Genomic DNA, 18950 nt, shown 5'->3' with positions numbered 1-18950 from the left:
CCCGGAAGGCCGCCGAAAGGTTTTCCACAGGTCTGTGCACGGCTCTTGACGTGACCTCCAGGCATTGTCACATTCATCAGTGTCAACTTACGGGCACGTACGGCTACCGGGACGGGGCTGGCATGGCAGGGGACGGGTTCCAGGAGTTCCGAGGGTTCAGGGAAGTGCAGCGGCTCGCGTACGAGTGCGCGGAGGCGGTCGCCGCCCGGCTGAAGCCCGGCGTCAGCGAGCGAGAAGCGGCGCGGATGCAGCGGGACTGGCTGCGCGAGCGCGGGGTGACCGACTGGTTCCACCTGCCGTTCGCGTGGTTCGGCGACCGGACGGCGTTCGCGAACTTCAGGATCCCGCTCCAGTTCTTCCCGACCAACCGTCGGCTGGAGCCGGGGATGCCCTTCATCCTCGACATGGCCCCCGTTTACAAGGGCTACACCGCGGACATCGGCTACTCGGGCTCCCTCGGGCTCAACCCCGTGCAGGACCGGCTCATGGCCGACCTGCGGGCGCACCGCGAGCTGATCCTGGCCCAGGTCCGCGAACGCCGCTCGCTGCGCGAGATCTACGAGGACGTGGAGCGGCTGATGACCCGCCAGGGGTACGCCAACCGCCACCGCGCCTATCCCTTCGGCGTGATCGCGCACAAGGTGGACCGCGTGAAGGAGCGGCGCTGGTCGCCGACCGCCTTCGGGTTCGGCACGCAGTCGCTCAAGGGGCTCGCGAGCGACGCCCTGCACGGACACCGTGAAGGCTGGTCGCCGTTGTGGAGCCCGTACAAGTTCTCGGACCATCCCCCGCAGCCGGGGCTGTGGGCGGTCGAACCCCACCTGGGCTTCCGGGGCACCGGCGCGAAGTTCGAGGAGATCCTGGTCGTCACCGACTCCCGGGATCCCGAGGAGAGCGCCTACTGGCTGGACGACGACCTGCCGCACGTGCGGCGCTGGGCAGAGGAGAAGGCAGCGTGAGCATGGCCGTTCTGGGCGGGGCGCGGGAGCGCCGGATACACACCGGGGGCGTCGAGCTCTGCGTCGCGGAGCTCGGGGACGCGGACCGGCCGACGGTCGTGCTGGTGCACGGCTACCCGGACAGCAAGGAGGTGTGGTCGGAGGTCGCGGCGCGGCTGGCCGAGCGCTTCCACGTGGTGCTGTACGACGTGCGGGGGCACGGGCGGTCCACGGCTCCGGTGCCGCTGCGCGGCGGGTTCACGCTGGAGAAGCTGACGGACGACTTCCTCGCCGTGGCCGACGCGGTGAGCCCGGACCGCCCGGTGCACCTGGTGGGCCACGACTGGGGCTCGGTGCAGGCCTGGGAGTTCGCCACGGTCAAGCGCACCGAGGGCCGGATCGCCTCCTTCACCTCGATGTCCGGGCCCTCCCTGGACCACTTCGGGCACTGGATCAAGAAGCGGATGGCGCGGCCCACCCCGCGCCGGGCGGCCCAGCTGCTGGGGCAGGGCGCCAAGTCCTGGTACGTCTACATGCTGCACACCCCGGTGCTGCCGGAGCTGGCCTGGCGCGGCCCGCTCGGCAAGCGCTGGCCGGGGATCCTGGCCCGCGTCGAAAAGGTGCCGGCGGGGGAGTACCCGACGGCCTCGCTGCCCTCGGACGCGGCGCACGGCGCCTGGCTCTACCGCGACAACGTCCGCGCCAGGCTGCGCCGGCCGCGCGCCGACGCGTACGCCCACACGCCGGTCCAGCTGATCACGCCCACCGGGGACGCCTTCCTCTCGGAGCGGCTCTACGACGACCTGGAGCTCTGGGCACCGAACGTGCTGCGCCGCACCCTGCCGGCCAAGCACTGGGTGCCGCGCACCCGGCCCGACCAGCTGGCGGCCTGGATCGGCGAGTTCGTCGAGGCACAGGAGGACCGGGCGGCGGTCGGTGCGGCGGGTACGACGGCCGCGGCGGCGGCCACCGGCCGGTACGCCGACCGGTTCGGCGGCCAGCTCGTGCTGGTGACCGGCGCCGCGAGCGGCATCGGGCGGGCCACCGCCTTCGCGTTCGCCGAGGCCGGCGCGCGGGTCGTGGCCGTGGACCGGGACGGCGAGGGCGCGGCGCGCACCGCCGAGATGGCCCGGCTGCTCGGCTCCCCGGAGGCCTGGGGCGAGACCGTGGACGTCAGTGACGAGCAGGCCATGGAGCAGCTCGCCGCCAAGGTCGCGGCGGAGTACGGCATCGTCGACGTGCTGGTGAACAACGCGGGCATCGGGCTGTCCGGGTCGTTCCTGGACACCACCGCGGAAGACTGGAAGAAGGTCCTCGACGTCAACCTCTGGGGCGTCATCCACGGCTGCCGGATCTTCGGCAGGCAGATGGCCGAGCGCGGCCAGGGCGGCCACATCGTCAACACCGCCTCTGCCGCCGCCTACCTGCCGTCCCGGACGCTCCCCGCCTACAGCACCTCGAAGGCGGCGGTGCTGATGCTCAGCGAGTGCCTGCGGGCGGAGCTGGCCGGCAAGTCCATCGGCGTCTCCGCGATCTGCCCCGGCATCGTGAACACCAACATCACCGCCACCACCCGCTTCGCCGGGGTCGACGAGGCCGAGCAGAAGCGCCGGCAGCAGAAGTCCTCACGCCTCTACGGCCTGCGCAACTTCCCGCCGGAGAAGGTGGCCGACGCGATCCTCCAGGCCGTGGTGAAGAACCAGGCGGTGGTGCCCGTGACCCCCGAATCGCGCGGCGCACTGTGGATGTCCCGGTTCACTCCCCGGACCCTGCGGGCGATCGCCCGGCTGGAGCCCAGGCTGTGACGGCGTACGCCACCCGGAGAGAGCCCGGCACGGCCATACCCTGCTGATTCCGCCGGTCGTACCATCCCTCGCAGGAGGGCTCGCCGCACAGGGCGGCCGAGCACCTGGCGGCCCCACCGGCCGCCCGGGCCGCGGCGGGCGGTGCCGGCGGGCGGCGATGTCGTAGGGAGTGCTGAGTGTCCGAGCAGGCGGTGGCGGAGTACCGGATCGAGGATCTGGCGCACCACAGCGGAGCCACGGTGCGCACCATCAGGGCGTACCAGGACCGCGGGCTGCTGCCGAAGCCGGAGCGGCGCGGCCGGTCCAACGTGTACCGGGACACGCACCTGGCCCGGCTGCGCCAGATCGCCGACCTGCTCGACCGCGGCTACACCCTGGCCTCCATCAAGGAGCTGCTGGAGGCCTGGGACGCGGGGCGGGGCCTGGGCGGCGTCCTCGGTCTGGTGGCCGAGGTGCACGGGCCCTGGACCGACGAGGAGGCCGCCCGGATCACCCGGGAGGAGCTGAACGACCGCTTCGGGGGCAAGCCCGACGACCGGGCCGTCGACGAGGCGGTCGAACTCGGTGTGCTGGAGCGGGTGCCGGGCACCTCGGACGAGTTCCTGGTGCCCAGTCCGCAGGAGCTGGCGGTGGCGGCCGAGCTGCACGCCGCGGGCGTGCCACTGGACGCGATCACCGGGCACCTGCGCGAGCTGCGGGGGCAGGTGGAGTCGATCGCCTCGCGGTTCCTGGACTTCACGACCGAGCACGTCTTCGCCCGGTACCTCGGCTCGCACCCGCCGACCGACGCGGACGCCGCCGAGGCGGCCACGCTCGTCCGGCGGCTGCGTCCGCTGGCCCAGCAGACGGTCGACGCCGAGCTGGCCCGCGCCATGCGGCTGTTCGCCACCCGTCACCTCCAGCGGCACCTGGGGGCCGCGGGTCAGCCGGTGGCCCCGTCGGGGCCGACTCCGGTGGCGCTGCCGGCCGAGACGGTGCGCGCGGTGCAGGAGCTGGTGGGGCCGGCCCACGTGGCGGCCTTCGTACGGGCCGCCACCGAGCGGGAGCTGCAGGCCCGGACGATGAACGAGCTGGCCTCACGGAAGGGTGACTGACTTACCCACAGGGCTGCCCACAGACGATCACGCAATCGCCGACATACCCCGGCAAATGGGCTGTGGATAACCGGCTGCAACTGTGGATTGTGTCAACTCGCAGCCCGATACGCGGTGTTGATGGGCGTCACCTCGGCGTTGCGCACCTTCTCCCGCCCGTACAGAACGAGCGAAAGCGCCAGACCGAGCCCGCCGCCGACCAGCTGCGCGGCCACGAAGCCGGGCACGGAGGCGGGGGCGATCCCCGTGAAGGAGTCGGAGAAGGCCCGCCCTACCGTGCCGGCCGGGTTGGCGAACGAGCCGGACGAGGTGAACCAGATCGCCGCGGCGATGTACCCGGCCACCGCGGCCGGGACCAGCCGCGGCCGCCCGATCCGCCCGAGCCCCTGGATCACCAGCACCAGCCCGGCGGTGGCCACGACCTCCCCGACCAGCAGGTGTGCACCGTCCTTGGCCTGCACGGCGAACGCCCCCGGCGTCCTGCCGAACATCACCTCGGCCAGCACCGCGCCGACGACGGCACCGACGGTCTGGGCGGCCACGTACACGGCTGCCGCCGGGCCGGTGAGCCCCTCGCCACCGGAGCGCCGGGTCCACCAGGAGACGAGCGTGACGACCGGGTTGAGGTGGGCGCCCGAGAGGGGCCCGAACAGGGTGATGATCAGCCCCAGGCCGATGGCGGAGGCGGAGGCGTTGGCGAGCAGCGCCACGCCCGTGTCCCGGCTGAGCGCGGCGGCCTGGATGCCGGAGCCGACGACGATCACCAGCAGCGCGGCGGTGCCGGTGAACTCGGCAGCGGCCCTGCGTGGCAGCGAGGCGGGAGCGGGCATGGTGGTGTCCCCCTAAGGCGAATGGGTCGACGGTCATCGACGACGAAGTGGTGGTGGACCCGGCGACGGACGTCCTCACGTGCGGGGTGCCAGTGGAAAATATATTCCGTATCTTGGAAGTGCGATAGAGAGGGTCCACCCCGCGTCCAGCCGGGGCCCGGCCCGCGGCAGAACCGGAAAAGGGCATGCCGAGGCCCCTGCCCTGGGGGCACGCTGGGCTCATGGACGAACGCCGCACCGTGAAGGTGTCCAAATACGTCTCGAAGCACCTGAGACATCAGCCAGAACGCATCGGACTGGTGCTCGACACCCAGGGGTGGGTGGAGATCGACGACCTGCTCGCGGCCGCGGCGGCACACGGTTTCGCCTTCAGCAGGGCCGAGCTCGACCACGTCGTGGCCACCAACGACAAGCGCCGCTTCGCCGTCGAGGGCAGCCGCATCCGCGCCAACCAGGGCCACACGGTGACCGTCGACCTCGGCCTGCCCGAGGCCGAGCCGCCCGCGTACCTCTACCACGGCACCGTCCCCGCCGTGATCACGGCGATCCGGGCCGAGGGGCTGCGTCCCATGCGGCGCCACCACGTCCACCTCTCCGCCGACCGGGAGACCGCGACGCGCGTGGGTGCGCGCCGGGGCCGCCCGGTGGTGCTGAGCGTGGACGCGGCGGCGATGCGCGGCGCCGGTCACGTCTTCCGGATCAGCGAGAACGGCGTGTGGCTGGTGGACGCCGTGCCGCCGGAGTTCATCCGCTTCCCGTGAGTCCGGCCCTCCCGGCGGAAGGCACCGGGCTCCGCTCGGCGGCCGTACGGTCCGGTCAGCCCGCCCGCAGGAAGGCGCTGGTGGCGACCGTGCCCACCAGCTTCAGCCGGGTGTGCCCGGCCAGGTGGGCGTCGGTGGCCGCCTGGACCCCGGGCCACCGCGCGTCGCCGTAGTCGTCCAGCACCACCACCGCCCCCGTCGCCGCGATCTCCTCGGCCCACTCCAGGTCCCGCGCCACGCCCTCTTCGGAGTGGTCCCCGTCGATCACGATGACCCCGTACCGCCGGTCGGAGAGCGCCTCGCGCACCGCGGGGTCCTGCGAGAACCCGCGGTGGAGCCGCAGCCGGTCCGGGTGCACGCCGGCCAGCAGCAGGTTGGCCCGCACGATGTCCTCACTGATCGGCGTGCCCGAGGGATCCCGGCTGATCTCCACGCCGGGCTGGAGCTGTACGGGTGCGATCGGGTCCACGATCGTCAGCTGGTAGCCGAGCCCCCGGCGCAGGAGCTGCCGGGCCATGCCGCCGGCGAAGAGCCCGTACAGCGTGCCGATCTCCAGGATCTCGCCGTTCGGCGGGCCCAGCAGCGGCGTGGCGGTGAGCTTCCCGAGGATGTTCACCGTGGAGCCGGCGATCCGCCCCACCCCCCGGGACTCCAGTTCCACCAGCGTCCGGAAGGCCTGCGCCGTCTCGGTCCACGCCCCCGGGCGGCCCGCGACGGCCGCGATCTCGTCCGACAGCTTCTTGAAGACCTCGCGGCTCGGCATCCGGTCGTTGAGCCGGCCGTCCTTGCCGTAGAGCAGGTCGTAGGTGAACGGCCGGGCGTGCTGTGTGGCCAACCGCTCCTGGGTACGGCGGAGCTCCTGCCGCAGGGTGTCGATCTGCCGGTCGGCCGCGCGCAGCCGCCGATCGATCCGCCGGTCGATGCGGTCGATCACGGGCTGGAGCAGACGCCGCGCGGGACGGGCGCGGAGTGGCACATCGGTCATGGGGTTCTCCTGGATGCGGACCGTTTCACGTGAAACGAAGCTATTGACTGCCCCGCATCCGGCCCAAGGGCCATGGGGGGAAGTTCGCGCGCTGTCACCTCCCCAACCCCCGGCCATCCGCAAGCCGTTCACACGCCGTCCATGCGCGGCTCGTCCGGCCCCGCCCGCCCGGCCCCGGCCGCCCCCGGCAATACCCGGAGGTGTTTGTCGGTACGGCCCCCTACGCTGTCTCTCACTTCGCGATCCGTGAGGGGGGGACCCCGCGATCGCCGACTGCCGCACGCGCGCACGCGAGGTGACACACCATGACTTCCGCCGTCCCGCACCGGGACACCCCTCCGCCCGTCAACAACTTCCAGGTCGACCTGCGCGGCCTGGTCGACCTGCTCTCCCACCACCTCTATTCCAGCCCCCGGGTGTACGTCCGCGAGCTGCTCCAGAACGCGGTGGACGCGGTGACGGCCCGACAGGCGGCCGATCCCGGCGCCCCGGTCCGGATCAGGCTCTCCGCAGAGGCCGGCCGCGTCTCCATCGAGGACAGCGGCATCGGCCTGACGGAGGACGAGGCCCACTCGCTCCTCGCCACCATCGGCCGCAGCTCCAAGCGCGGTGGTGAGCACGGCCTGGAGACCGCCCGCCGGGAGTTCCTCGGCCAGTTCGGCATCGGCCTCCTGGCCTGCTTCGTCGTCGCCCGCCGGATCCGCGTGGTCACCCGGTCCGCCCGGGAACCCGGAGCACGCCCCGTAGAGTGGGTGGCCGGGGACGACGGCTCGTACACCGTCCGTACGCTGCCCGACGAGGCCCGCCCGGAGCCCGGCACCACCGTGTTCCTGGAGGCCCGCCCCGGCGCCGAGGAGTGGATCGAGCCCGAGCGGGTCGAGCGGCTGGCCCGGGACTTCGGGTCGCTGCTGCCGTACGACATCACCTTCGAGGACGGCGTGGGCAGCCCCCGGCCGGTCACCGACCGGCCCGCCGTGTGGGACCGCGAGTTCCCCACGCCCGCCGCGCGCCGGTTGGCCCTGGCCGGCCACTGCGCCCGGCTCTTCGGGTTCACCCCGCTCGACAGCATCGACCTGGACCTGCCCGTCGCCGGCGTGCGCGGAGTCGCATACGTCCTCCCGGAGCCGACCAGCCCCGCCCACCGGGCCGGCCACCGCGTCCACCTCAAGGGGATGCTGCTGACCGACCAGGCGGACAACCTCCTGCCCGAGTGGGCCTTCTTCGTCCGGGTCGTCCTCGACACCGACTCCCTGCGCCCCACCGCCTCGCGCGAGAACCTGTACGACGACGAGACCCTCGGCGCGGTACGCGACGCCCTGGGCGCCCGGGTACGGCAGTGGCTCGCCGAACTGGCGGCCGGGGAGCCCCAGCGCCTGGCCGCCTTCCTCGACGTCCACCACCTCGGCGTGAAGTCCCTGGCCCGGCACGATGCCGAGCTGCTCGGCCTGATGTTGCCCTGGCTGCCGTTCGAGACCAGCGAGGGCCACCAGAGCCTGGAGGAGTTCGCCGCAGCGCACTCCGAGATCCACTTCACCCGGACCGTCGAGGAGTTCCGGCAGATCGCGCCCATCGCGGCCGCCCACGGCCTGGGCGTGATCAACGCGGGCTACACCTACGACGCCGACCTGCTGGCCCTGCTGCCCGCCGTCCGCCCCGGCATCAAGGTCTCCGAACTCGACGCGGGCGCGGTCACCGAGCGCCTCGATCCCGTCTCCACCACCGAGGAACTGGCCCTGGCGCCCTTCCTCGCCACCGCCCGCACCCGGCTCGACGCGCACGGCTGCGACGTCGCGCTGCGCGCCTTCCAGCCGGTCACCGTGCCCGCGCTCTACCTGGACGACCGGCAGACCCGGCACGAACGCGACCGCGCCACCGCCCAGGAGAGCGCCGACTCCCTGTGGAACGACATCCTCGGCGCCCTGCGCGGCACGGAACCCCGCGCCCGCCTCGTCCTCAACCACAACAACCCCCTGATCCGCCGGATCGCGGCCCTGCCCGACGAGGCGCTCACCGGCACCGCCGTCGAATCGCTCTACGGCCAGGCCCTGCTGATGTCCCAGCGGCCACTGCGCCCGGCCGACACCACCCTGCTCAACAGGGCCTTCCTCGGGCTCCTGGAATGGGCCACCCATCCCACCGCCCCCGGAGAGGAGCAGATGTGACCCAGCTGACCCCCGAGGAGATCCGCCGGGGCCTGGTGGAGAACCGCAACTCCCCCTACGGCGCCGCGCGCAACGCCCACGCCGAGACGCTGAGCGCCGCCGCCGAGGCGACCGGCGACCGGCAGCTGTTCCGGCAGAGCCTGGACGTACTGATCGAGGCGTACGAGTACAGCGCCGAGCGGGCCAGGATGGTCGTGCCGTTCGCGCGGCTGCTCCAGGAGTACGACCGCGACCCCGGCGCCTTCGACGCGGGCCAGACCCACAGCCTCCACTGGCAGTTCAAGTGGGTGGCAGGACTGATCGTCAGCTCCCCCGACATCCCGGTGGAGACGGCGACCCGCTGGCTGGACGACATGGAACGGCGCTACCGCCTTGCCGGGTTCGGCGAGCGGGCCGTGCGCCAGGCCGAGTTCCACCTCGCGGACGCCACCGGCGACCACGCCCGCGCCGAGCGGGCCATCACGGCCTGGGCGGCCGCCCCCCGCGACCGGATGAGCGACTGCCACGCCTGCGAGATCAACACCCAGGGGCAGTTCTGGGTGGACCAGAAGCAGGACGAGAAGGCGGTCGAGGTCTGGACGCCCGTACTCGACGGCCACGACACCTGCATGGAGGAGCCCGAGCGGACCCTCGCCCATGCCCTGCTGCCGCTGCTGCGCCTGGGCCGCCACGACGAGGCGCGCTCCTGCCACCTGCGCGGCTACCGCATGGCACGGGGCAACGAGAGCCTGCTCCGCTCGATCGCCGAGCACATCGAGTTCTGCGCCCTGACCGGCAACGAGTCGCGCGGTCTGGAGATCCTGGCCGAGCACACCGCCCACCTGGACCGGCTCGCCGCACCCGCCGCGCGTCTGGGCTTCGCCGGCGGAGTCCTCGTCCTGCTGCGGCGGCTGGCCGACCTCGGCCACGGCGACCGGCCGGTGGTCGCCCACCAGGGCGCGATGCGCACCGTCGACGAGCTGTACGTGCTGCTGCACGCGGAGGCCTCGGAGATCGCCGCCCGCTTCGACGTCCGCAACTCCAACACCCACGTCTCCGACGAGTTCCGCACCCGCATCACGCGGGAACCGCTGGTCGACGACCTGCCCCTGGGCGTACGGGTGGTCCCGCTCGCCCCCACCGCGGCGGCCCGCGTCACCCCGGCCGCGCAGAACCGTCCGGCGGCCCCGGCCGCACCCGCGGAGCCGTTCGCCGAGCTGGTGGAGCGGGCGCGGGCCGCACGGCGGTCGGGCCACCCGTCGGTGAACGCCCTGTGGAAGCAGGTCGTGGCACGGGCCGAGGCCGGCGAGAACCTTCCCGGCGACACCGCCCTGCCCGGGGACCTGCTGGAGCGGCGCGCCCTGACCGCAGCCCGCACCGGGGACCCCGGGGCCGCGGCCCTGATGATGCGGGCCACCGAGGTCCACACTTCGGCGGGCGAGGCCTCGCGGGCGGCGTTCACCAGCCTGGCCGTCGCGGGCATCGCCACCACGCGGGGCGCCGCTCCCGAGGAGATACGGGCACTGCTGGCCGAGGCGGAGCGGCTGGCCGGATCGCTGGACCCGGCCGAGCCGCTGCGGGAGCGCCGGATCGCCGCCGCGGAACTCCACCGGATCCGCATCGAGGCGCACCTGCGCCCGCACGCGCCCGACGAGGCGGCGGCCGGACCGGATGCGGACCCCGCCGCCGGACCGGACGCCGAACTGGTCGCCGGCCTGGAGGAGTACGTCGCACGGTACGGCCGGGCGGGCGGGGGAGCGCCGCACGACGTGGCGGACCTGGTCGGCGAGGCCGAGACCGCCCTCGCCAGGATCGCGATACGGGCCGGCGAACTGGAGCGGGCGCTCGCGCTGCTGGCGTCCGCCGCCGCCCGGCAGGTCGGCGCCGGACGGCCCTGGGACGCCGTGCAGCCCCTCTCGCTCCAGGCCGACGTGCTGGCCCACCTGGGGGAGCAGGACCAGGCCGAAGCCGTGGCCCGGACCGCCCTCGCGCATGCCGCCGAGCTGACCGACGCCGAGGAGCTGGCCGCCGTACGCCTCACCCTGGCCGACGTCCTGCTGCGCGCGGAGGGCCGGGCCGAGGAGGCCGCCGGGCACGCCCTGGAGGCCGTGCACCGGCTGGACCGGGCCGGGCTCGGCGCAACGGACGGCGCCCGGGCCCGGCAGCTGCTGGCCCGGGCGTACGCCGAGGCGGACCGGATACCCGAGGCCGTCGAGGTGCTCCACTCGGCGCTGCCCGACCTGCTGGAGGAGGGCGAGCACGAGGGCGTCGAAGCCCGCAGCACCCTGGCCCGGCTGCTGCGCGGAACCGGGGACTTCCGCGGGGCCGCCGAGCAGTACCTGCTGGCCGCGGAGACCGCCAAGGGCTGGGAGAACCAGCACGCCCAGGCCCACTTCGCCCAGTCGGCCGCGGACGCGCTGTCCTCCGCGGGCCTGGACGAGGAGGCGACGGCCGCGTACGAGCGGGCCGTGGAGCTGTGGGACCGGCTGGGGGACAACCCCGTCGGCCAGGTCCGCTGCCTGCGCTCGCTGGCCTGGCTCGGCCTGAACGGCACGGTGGACGACGCCGCGGCCGAGGGCGCCCGGGCCCTGATGGAGCAGGCGCTCGCGGTGCTCGACACCGCCGAGCGCCCCGACCACCCGCAGCTGCGCTACGAACGCGGCCAGACCTGGCAGCAGACGGCCGAGGTGCTGCGGCAGCGCGTCGAGGCCGCCGACCCGCTGTACGGCGAGGACGAGCCGCCAGCACCACTGGCGGACGGCCGGCGCACGGAGCTGGGGGACGAGGCGGTCCTGCTGTGGGAGCGGGCGGCCGCGGAGTACGCGGTGCTCGGGCCCGACGCGCTGGACGACCGGTTCCGCTGCCTCACGGCCGCCGGTTGGCTGGACCACGGGCGGGGCCGGGGCGAGGCGGGCGCCGCGCGGCTGGCCGCGTTCGCCGAGGAGTTCGCGGAGGTGCCGGGCGAAGAGGCGGAACGCCTGGTCCGTGACGCGGAGCAGGTCCGCGCGGCACTCCTCCGCTGAGCCTGCCGAGGGGACCCGGACGTCCCGGGTCCCCTCGTCCGCCCGCTCTCGCGGGCCGGGCCCTCAGGCCAGCCGGCCGAGCGCCTCGGTGGCGATCTCCTCGAAGACGGCCTGGTCGGCGGCGAAGTCCGAGTCGGGGATCGGCCAGTGGACGACGATCTCGGTGAAGCCGAGCTCCCGGTGGCGGCCGGCGAAGTCCACGAAGGACTCCACCGAGCCCAGCAGGCTGTTGCGGTCCGGGGTGAAGCCGGTGAGCAGCACCTTGTCCAGCTCTGCGACGTCGCGGCCGATGTCCGCGCAGGCCTTGCCGAGCTTCTCGACCTGGCCGCGCAGGGCCTCCACCGACTGTTCAGGCGTGCCGTCCTCGTACAGCTTCGGGTCCCCGGTGGTCACCCACGCCTGGCCGTACCGCGCCGCCAGCTTGAGGCCGCGCGGCCCGGTCGCGGCCACCGCGAAGGGCAGCCGGGGGCGCTGGACGCAGCCCGGGACGTTGCGGGCCTCGTCGGCGGAGTAGTGCGTGCCGGTGTGGCTGACGGCGTCCTCGGACAGCAGCCGGTCCAGCAGGGGGAGGAACTCCCCGAACCGGTCGGCGCGCTCCCGCGGGGTCCAGGGCTCCTGGCCCAGCACGGTGGCGTCGAAGCCGTTGCCGCCCGCGCCGATGCCCAGGGTGACCCGGCCGCCGGAGACGTCGTCGAGGGAGATCAGTTCCTTGGCGAGGGTCACCGGGTGCCGGAAGTTCGGCGAGGTGACGAGGGTGCCCAGGCGCAGCCGCTCCGTGGCGGTCGCGGCGGCGGTGAGGGTGGGCAGCGCCCCGAACCAGGGCCCGTCGCGGAAGCTCCGCCAGGACAGGTGGTCGTAGGTGTACGCGGCGTGGAATCCCAGCTCCTCGGCGCGCTGCCAGCGCTCACGGCCCCCCTCGTGCCAGCGGTGGACGGGCAGGATCACGGTGCTCAGACGCAGGCTCATGCCCACGAGCCTACGACCGTCCCCGGGGCCCACCGAAAACCGGTGTCCCGGCGGCACCACGGCGCGGGCGGTCCCGCGAGGGGCTCAGGTGTGCGACCTGTCGCACGGACACGCGCCGTCATGGGCGAAGATGGACGGGTGACCGCAGCTCCCAAGCACCCCCGGGCCCCTCGGCTGATCGCCACCGACCTCGACGGCACCCTGCTGCGGGACGACAAGACGGTCTCCGACCGCACGGTCGCCGCGCTGGCCGCGGCCGAGGCCGCCGGCATCGAGGTCTTCTTCGTCACCGGCCGCCCGGCCCGCTGGATGGACGTGGTCAGCGCCCACGTCCACGGCCACGGCCTCGCCATCTGCGCCAACGGCGCCGCCGTGGTCGACCTGCACGCCGGACGGAAGATCATCGAGGTACGGCCCCTCGACCGGCCCGTCGCCCTGGACGTGGTCCGCGCGCTGCGCGCCGCCGTGCCCGGCACGTCGTTCGCGGTCGAGCTGACCACGGGCATCAACTACGAGCCGGCGTACCCGCCCTTCTTCCTCGACCCCGGCGCCACGGTCGCCGTCGCGGAGAAGCTGCTGCACGAGGAGCACAGCACGGCTCCGGTGCTCAAGCTGCTGGCGCACCACGCCGAACTCGCCCCGGACGCCTTCCTGGACCTGGCGCGCGAGGCCGCCGGTCAGCACGCCTCGATCACGCGGTCCAGCCCCACCGCCCTGCTGGAGATCAGCGGGCCCGGGGTCTCCAAGGCGAGCACCCTGGCCATGTGCTGTGCCGAGCGCGGCATCTCCGCCGACGAGGTGGTGGCGTTCGGCGACATGCCGAACGACATCGAGATGCTCACCTGGGCCGGCACCTCCTACGCCATGGGCAACGCCCACGCGGACGTCATCGCGGCCGCCTCCGGCCGGACCGTCGCCAACACCGAGGACGGCGTGGCCGTCGTCATCGAGCGCATGCTGGCGGAGCGCGAGGGCTGACGGGACCCTCGGCCCGCCCACCACGGCGGCACCGGCCCCGCAGGCCGTACCCGGCCCGGCGCCGGCCGCTCCGCCCTACAGGGGCGCCTCCCACACCAGCCGCGTCCCGCCCCCGTCCTCGCCGAGGCCCGGCCCGTACCAGCTGGCCCCGCCCAGGGATTCGGCACGGCGCCGCAGGTTCCGCAGCCCGCTCCGGCGCCCGCCCTCCGGGATGCCCACCCCGTCGTCGGCCACCTCCAGCCGTACCGCCGGCCGCCCGTCCGCCAGCTTGGCGGTGGCGTCGACGAGCACCTCGATCCGGCCGGCCTCGGCATGGCGGAAGGCGTTCGACAGCGCCTCCCGCAGCGCGGCGATCAGGTTCTTGCCCACCAGCTCCCCCACCAGGGCGTCGACCGCGCCCAGGAAGCGGTGGGACGGCTTGAAGCCCAGCGGCACCGCGGCCATGTTGATCTCCCGCAGCACCCGGGTACGCAGCCCCGAGGGCGCCTCCGCCGGCCCCTGCTGGAGCGCGAAGATCGCCGTACGGATCTCCTGGATGGTCACGTCGAGCTCGTCGACGGCCTTGCCGACGCCCTCGCGCACCTCGGGCACGATCGACCTGCGCTGCGCGCCTTCGAGCATCATCCCGGTGGCGAAGAGCCGCTGGATCACCAGGTCGTGCAGGTCGCGGGCGATCCGGTCGCGGTCCTCGTAGACCGCCAGCCGCTCCCGGTCCCGCTGCGCCTCGGCCATCATCAGCGCGAGCGCCGCCTGCGAGGCGAACTGGGTGGCCAGGGTCCGCTCGGCCTCGGTGAACGGCCGCTTGCCCCGCCCCCTGGGAGTCACCAGGGCGCCCAGCACCCGGCCCCCGCTCTGCAGCGGCAGCATCATGCAGGGGCCGTACTGGCTGGTCAGGCGGCTGATCATGCGCGGATCGGCGGAGACGTCGTCCACGAAGACCGGGTCGCCCGCCATCAGGCTGTCGACCACCGCGCTCTCGGCGGGGACGACCACGCCCAGCGAGGTGGCCGGGTTGTCGGAGGAGACCGCGACGATCTCCATACCGCCGTCCTCCGCCGGCAGCATCACTATCCCGGCCGCAGAGTCCGCCAGGTGCCTCGCCTGCTCGGCCACCACCGCCAGCGCGTCGTCCGCGTCGCCGCCGGAGAGCAGCGCGGTCGTGACGGCGACGGAGCCGTCGATCCAGCGCTCCCGCTGGGTGGCCGCCTCGTAGAGCCGCGCGTTGCCGATCGCGATGCCCGCCTCGGTCGCCAGCACCCGGACCATGTGCAGGTCGTAGTCGTTGAACTCGGCACCGCCGCGCTTCTCCGCGAGGTAGAGGTTGCCGAAGATCTCGCCCTGCACGCGGATCGGTACGCCGAGGAAGCTGCGCATCCGCGGATGGTGCGGCGGGAAGCCCGCGGAGCGCGGGTCGCTGGTCAGGTCGGCGAGCCGGACCGGCTGCGGGTCCCTGATCAGCGCGCCCAGCAGGCCCCGCTTGCCGTCGGGCCGGTGGCCGATGCGCCGGGACGTCTCCTCGTCGATGCCGTACGTGACGAAGTCCGAGAGCCCGCGGCCCTCGACGTCCACCACCCCGATGGCGGCGTACTGCGCATCGGCCAGTTCGGCGGCCGTCTCGCAGATGCGGTCGAGGGTGGAGTGCAGCTCGAGACCGGTGCCGACCGAGCGCATCGCCTCCAGCAGCTGGGGGACGCGGGCGGTGAGCTCCGTGGACAGTCCCTGGAGGCTCCGTGTCGCCTGGGTGGCGGCATCGAGCGGGTCCGGGGATTCCTGCGACTCCTGCACTGACATGACCTTGAGCCTAGTTAGTCCCTTTTACTGGGGAAAGTCGGCCATGGCGGTCCTGCTGCCCCGGCTCTCCCGGCCGGAGAGCCGGTCGGCCGCCCACTCCCGCTCCAGCATCCGCCGCAGCGGGCCCTCGGCCTCCGCCAGCGCCGCGTACCCGCCGCGCTGGACGATCCTGCCGCGGTCCAGGACGACGACCTCGTCCACCGCGTCGAGACCCGCGAGCCGGTGGGTGATCAGCAGCGTGGTGCGGCCCTCGGTCGCGGTCAGCAGATCAGCCGTCAGGGCGTCGGCGGTCTCCAGGTCGAGGTGTTCCGCGGGCTCGTCGAGCACCAGCACCGGGAAGTCGGCGAGCAGGGCGCGGGCCAGGGCCAGCCGCTGGCGCTGGCCGCCGGAGATCCGTTCGCCGTGTTCACCTACCGGCGTGTCCAGGTCCAGGGGGAGCCGGGCCGCGGCCAGCGCCTCGCGCAGTTCGGCGTCGGTGGCACCGGTCCTGGCCAGCCGCAGGTTCTCCCGTACCGAGCTGTCGAAGATGTGGGCGTCCTGCGCGCACAGGCCGACGAACCGGCGCACGGCGTCCTCGTCGAGGGCCCGGGCATCGGTGCCGCCGAGCGTGTACGAGCCCTCCTCCGCGTCGAGGAAGCGCAGCAGCACCTGCGCCAGCGTGGTCTTGCCGGAGCCCGAAGCACCCACCACGGCGATCCGCCGGCCCGCTTCGACGGTGAGGTCGATCCCGGCGAGGGCGTCGCCCTCCTGTCCCGGGTACCGGGCGCGCAGGCCCCGGAGCCGCAGCGGGAAGGGCGAGGCCGGCGGCTCGGCGGGGTCGGCGGCCCGTACGGGCGCGGGCGCGTCGAGCACCTCGTACACCCGCTCCGCGCTGCGCCGGACCCGCTGGCGGTACTGCACGGCGAGCGGCAGCGGGGCCACCGCTTCGAAGGCGGCCAGCGGAGTCAGGACCACGACGGCCAGGGCCACCCCGGACAGCCGGCCGTCGGCCACCGCGCGGACCCCGGCCAGCGCCGCGAACACCACCGTGAGTCCACAGGCCAGGGCGGTGAGCCCGGAGCCCAGGCCGGTGGCGGAGGCGCCGCGGCGGGCAATGCGGGTGAGGAGGGAGTCGGCGGCGCGGACCTGCTGCTTGCGGCCGGCCAGGGCTCCGGCGACGGTCAGCTCCGCGGTACCGGAGAGCAGATCGGCCACCTGGGTGGCCAGCTCGCCCCGGGCGGGCGCGAGGCGGCGCTCGGCGCGGCGCGCGACCGCACCGCTGAGCAGGGGTACGCCGGCCCCGGCGACCAGCAGCCCGGCGGCGAGCACCGCGCCGGCGGCCGGCAGCAGCCAGGCGGTGAACCCGACGGACGCGGCGCCCACGAGGACGGCGGTGCCGAGCGGCAGCAGCCAGCGGAGCCAGTAGTCCTGGAGCGCGTCGACATCGGCGACCAGCCGCGAGAGCAGATCGCCGCGCCGAGTGCGTCGCAGTCCCGCGGGGGCGATGCGTTCGAGCCGGCGGTACACGGAGACCCGCAGGTCGGCCAGCATGCGCAGCACGGCGTCGTGCGAGACGAGCCGCTCGGCGTACCGGAAGACGGCCCGTCCGATGCCGAAGGCGCGGGTCGCGGTGACCGCCATCATCAGGTAGAGCACGGGCGGCTGTTCCGAGGCCCGCGAGATCAGCCAGCCGGAGACCGCCATCAGGCCCACCGCCGAGGCGGTGGCGAGGCTGCCCAGTCCGAGGGCGCCCGCGAGGCGGCCCCACCGGCGGCGCGCCTCGGTGCGCACCCGGGCCAGCACCGGCAGCCCGGATCCCGGTACCGCCCCGTCGACCGCCGGGCCCGGGGCCTTGCGGTCCCCGGTGCCGCCCACCGCACCCGCCGCGCCCGGCGCCGTACGCTCCCCGGCGTCCCGCTCCTCGCTCGCGCCGGTACGGTCCTCCGCCCCCCGCGCCGCGCCCGTCCGCACCCCCGCGCCCGGCACGTGCACCGCGGCCCCCGCCACCTGCCCGCCGGACCCCAGCCGCACCACCCGGTCGGCAACCGACAGCAGCGCGGGCCGGTGCACGACCAGCAGCACCGTGCGCCCGGCGGCGAGCCGTCGTACCGCCTCGACCACGCCCGCCTCGGTCTCCCCGTCGAGCGCGGCGGTCGGCTCGTCCAGCAGCAGCACCGGCCGGTCCGCGAGGAACGCCCGCGCGAGGGCCAGCCGCTGGCGCTGGCCGGCGGACAGCCCCACCCCGCCCTCGCCCAGGACTGTCTCGGCCCCCCGGGGCAGCGCGGCCACGAACTCCCGGGCCCCGGCGTCGTCCAGGGCCCGCTCCACCTCCGCGTCGGAGGCCCCGGGCCGGGCCAGCCTGACGTTCTCGGCGATCGTGCCGGCGAACAGGTACGGCCGCTGTGGCACCCACGCGATCCGGGCCCGCCACTCCTCGGGCGCCAGCGCCGCCAGGTCCGTCCCTCCGACCAGCACCCGGCCGGTCGTGGGCCGCACGAACCCCAGCAGCACCTGCAGCAGCGTCGACTTGCCCACGCCGCTCGGGCCGGTGAGCGCGACGGTCTCCCCCGCGGCCACGGTCAGCGAGACGGCGGCGAGGGCGTCGGCCTCCCGCCCCGGGTACCGCACGGACACGCCCTCGACCCGCAGGCCGGCATCCGCCGGCACGGCCACGGTCCCGCCCGCCCCCGGCACCGGGGTCTCCAGCACCTCGAAGATCTCCTCCGCGGCCGCCAGCCCCTCAGCGGCCGCGTGGTACTGCGCGCCCACCTGACGCAGGGGCAGGTACGCCTCGGGCGCCAGGATCAGGATGACCAGGCCCGTGTACAGGTCCAGCTCGCCGTGTACCAGCCGCATGCCGATCGTCACGGCCACCAGCGCAACCGACAGGGTGGCCAGCAACTCCAGCGCGAAGGAGGACAGGAAGGCGATCCGCAGGGTCCGCAGCGTCGCCCGCCGGTAGTCGGCGGTGATCGCCCGGATGGACTCGGCCTGTGCCTTGGCCCGCCCGAACACCTTCAGCGTCGGCAGGCCGGCGACCACGTCGAGGAAGTGGCCCGACAGCCGGGAGAGCAGCTGCCACTGACGGTCCATCCGGGCCTGCGTGGCCCAGCCGATGAGCACCATGAAGACCGGGATCAGGGGCAGGGTGACCACGATGATCGCGGCGGACACCCAGTCCTCGGTGACGATCCGGGCCAGTACGGCCACCGGCACCACCACGGCCAGCCCCAGCTGGGGCAGGTACCGCGCGAAGTAGTCGTCGAGGGCATCCACGCCCCGGGTGGCCAGTGCCACCAGCGAGCCGGTGCGCTGTCCGCTGAGCCAGGAGGGGCCCAGGTCGGCGGCCCGGTCCAGCAGCCGGCCCCGCAGCTCCGACTTCACCGCGGCGCTGGCCCGGTGCGCGGCCAGTTCGGTCAGCCAGGACACCAGGGCGCGGCCGAGGGCCACGGCCGCGAGCAGCAGCAGCGGGTTCCGCAGGTCGGCGGCGCCCAGTCCGTGCTGGAAGGCGCCCACCACGACCTCGGCGATCAGCATCGCCTGGCCGACGACCAGCGCCGCCCCCACCAGGCCGAGCACCACCGTCGCCACGAGGAAGTGGCGGGTGGACCGGGCGTACCGGAGCAGACGCGGGTCGATCGGTTTCACGTGAAACATCC

Annotated in this window: 12 protein-coding genes; 7 read left to right on the top strand and 5 right to left on the bottom strand. The window is 74.2% G+C overall.

What is annotated here, in order from left to right; all coding sequences use genetic code 11:
- Nucleotides 1-122 precede the first annotated feature (122 nt).
- The 3 genes from ACIF6F_RS10855 to ACIF6F_RS10845 all read left to right on the top strand — a co-directional run bounded on the left by ACIF6F_RS10855 (nt 123) and on the right by ACIF6F_RS10845 (nt 3837).
- Nucleotides 123-959 (top strand): M24 family metallopeptidase, encoded by an 837-nt coding sequence (locus ACIF6F_RS10855; RefSeq protein WP_399944229.1) that lies wholly within the window; start codon nt 123-125, stop codon nt 957-959.
- Between the two features lie 2 nt (nt 960-961).
- Nucleotides 962-2743: an SDR family oxidoreductase gene (locus tag ACIF6F_RS10850; protein ID WP_399944593.1), complete on the top strand. Its 1782-nt coding sequence runs from the start codon at nt 962-964 to the stop codon at nt 2741-2743.
- A gap of 176 nt (nt 2744-2919) precedes the next feature.
- On the top strand, nt 2920-3837 hold the full coding sequence (locus tag ACIF6F_RS10845; RefSeq protein WP_399944226.1) for a MerR family transcriptional regulator: 918 nt from the start codon (nt 2920-2922) through the stop codon (nt 3835-3837).
- Nucleotides 3838-3929: 92 nt separating this feature from the next.
- Here ACIF6F_RS10845 and ACIF6F_RS10840 read toward each other — a convergent pair whose 3' ends face one another.
- Nucleotides 3930-4667, bottom strand: coding sequence for an aquaporin (locus tag ACIF6F_RS10840; protein ID WP_399944223.1), 738 nt, complete (start codon nt 4665-4667; stop codon nt 3930-3932).
- 221 nt (nt 4668-4888) lie between these two features.
- On the opposite strand from ACIF6F_RS10840, the gene ACIF6F_RS10835 reads away from it, so the two are divergent.
- Nucleotides 4889-5428 carry an RNA 2'-phosphotransferase gene (locus ACIF6F_RS10835; protein WP_399944221.1) on the top strand — a complete coding sequence of 180 codons (540 nt, stop codon included), beginning with the start codon at nt 4889-4891 and terminating at the stop codon, nt 5426-5428.
- 55 nt (nt 5429-5483) lie between these two features.
- On the opposite strand, the gene ACIF6F_RS10830 is transcribed toward ACIF6F_RS10835, so the two are convergent.
- A complete protein-coding gene (locus ACIF6F_RS10830; RefSeq protein WP_399944218.1) occupies nt 5484-6413 on the bottom strand; it encodes a class I SAM-dependent methyltransferase in 930 nt (309 codons plus the stop codon).
- 305 nt (nt 6414-6718) lie between these two features.
- Here ACIF6F_RS10830 and ACIF6F_RS10825 point away from each other — a divergent pair, with 305 nt between their 5' ends.
- Nucleotides 6719-8575 carry an HSP90 family protein gene (locus ACIF6F_RS10825; protein WP_399944215.1) on the top strand — a complete coding sequence of 619 codons (1857 nt, stop codon included), beginning with the start codon at nt 6719-6721 and terminating at the stop codon, nt 8573-8575.
- Entirely contained in the window at nt 8572-11577 is a 3006-nt protein-coding gene (locus ACIF6F_RS10820; RefSeq protein WP_399944212.1) for a tetratricopeptide repeat protein, read from the top strand. The genes ACIF6F_RS10825 and ACIF6F_RS10820 overlap by 4 nt, the downstream gene beginning before the upstream one ends.
- A 63-nt stretch (nt 11578-11640) precedes the next feature.
- Here ACIF6F_RS10820 and ACIF6F_RS10815 read toward each other — a convergent pair whose 3' ends face one another.
- Nucleotides 11641-12543 carry an LLM class flavin-dependent oxidoreductase gene (locus tag ACIF6F_RS10815; RefSeq protein ID WP_399944209.1) on the bottom strand — a complete coding sequence of 301 codons (903 nt, stop codon included), beginning with the start codon at nt 12541-12543 and terminating at the stop codon, nt 11641-11643.
- 120 nt (nt 12544-12663) lie between these two features.
- On the opposite strand from ACIF6F_RS10815, the gene ACIF6F_RS10810 reads away from it, so the two are divergent.
- A complete protein-coding gene (locus ACIF6F_RS10810; RefSeq protein WP_399944206.1) occupies nt 12664-13521 on the top strand; it encodes a Cof-type HAD-IIB family hydrolase in 858 nt (285 codons plus the stop codon).
- Between the two features lie 75 nt (nt 13522-13596).
- Here the strand turns inward: ACIF6F_RS10810 and ACIF6F_RS10805 are convergent, their stop codons facing one another.
- Nucleotides 13597-15312, bottom strand: coding sequence for a GAF domain-containing sensor histidine kinase (locus tag ACIF6F_RS10805; protein WP_399944203.1), 1716 nt, complete (start codon nt 15310-15312; stop codon nt 13597-13599).
- Between the two features lie 24 nt (nt 15313-15336).
- A complete protein-coding gene (gene cydD / locus ACIF6F_RS10800) occupies nt 15337-18939 on the bottom strand; it encodes a thiol reductant ABC exporter subunit CydD (RefSeq protein ID WP_399944200.1) in 3603 nt (1200 codons plus the stop codon).
- Nucleotides 18940-18950: the final 11 nt, after the last annotated feature.

The organism is Streptomyces sp. NPDC086023 (assembly GCF_044540325.1).
GTDB lineage: Bacteria > Actinomycetota > Actinomycetes > Streptomycetales > Streptomycetaceae > Streptomyces.
This window is presented reverse-complemented; position numbering and strand designations above follow the sequence as displayed.

Excerpts from the sequence above, each read along its gene's own strand:
- ACIF6F_RS10840 (WP_399944223.1), bottom strand. The coding sequence starts at position 4,667 with ATGCCCGCTCCCGCCTCGCTGCCACGCAGGGCCGCTGCCGAGTTCACC.
- ACIF6F_RS10835 (WP_399944221.1), top strand. The coding sequence starts at position 4,889 with ATGGACGAACGCCGCACCGTGAAGGTGTCCAAATACGTCTCGAAGCAC.
- ACIF6F_RS10815 (WP_399944209.1), bottom strand. The coding sequence starts at position 12,543 with ATGAGCCTGCGTCTGAGCACCGTGATCCTGCCCGTCCACCGCTGGCAC.
- ACIF6F_RS10855 (WP_399944229.1), top strand. The coding sequence starts at position 123 with ATGGCAGGGGACGGGTTCCAGGAGTTCCGAGGGTTCAGGGAAGTGCAG.
- ACIF6F_RS10805 (WP_399944203.1), bottom strand. The coding sequence starts at position 15,312 with ATGTCAGTGCAGGAGTCGCAGGAATCCCCGGACCCGCTCGATGCCGCC.
- ACIF6F_RS10830 (WP_399944218.1), bottom strand. The coding sequence starts at position 6,413 with ATGACCGATGTGCCACTCCGCGCCCGTCCCGCGCGGCGTCTGCTCCAG.
- ACIF6F_RS10825 (WP_399944215.1), top strand. The coding sequence starts at position 6,719 with ATGACTTCCGCCGTCCCGCACCGGGACACCCCTCCGCCCGTCAACAAC.
- ACIF6F_RS10810 (WP_399944206.1), top strand. The coding sequence starts at position 12,664 with ATGGGCGAAGATGGACGGGTGACCGCAGCTCCCAAGCACCCCCGGGCC.
- ACIF6F_RS10850 (WP_399944593.1), top strand. The coding sequence starts at position 962 with ATGGCCGTTCTGGGCGGGGCGCGGGAGCGCCGGATACACACCGGGGGC.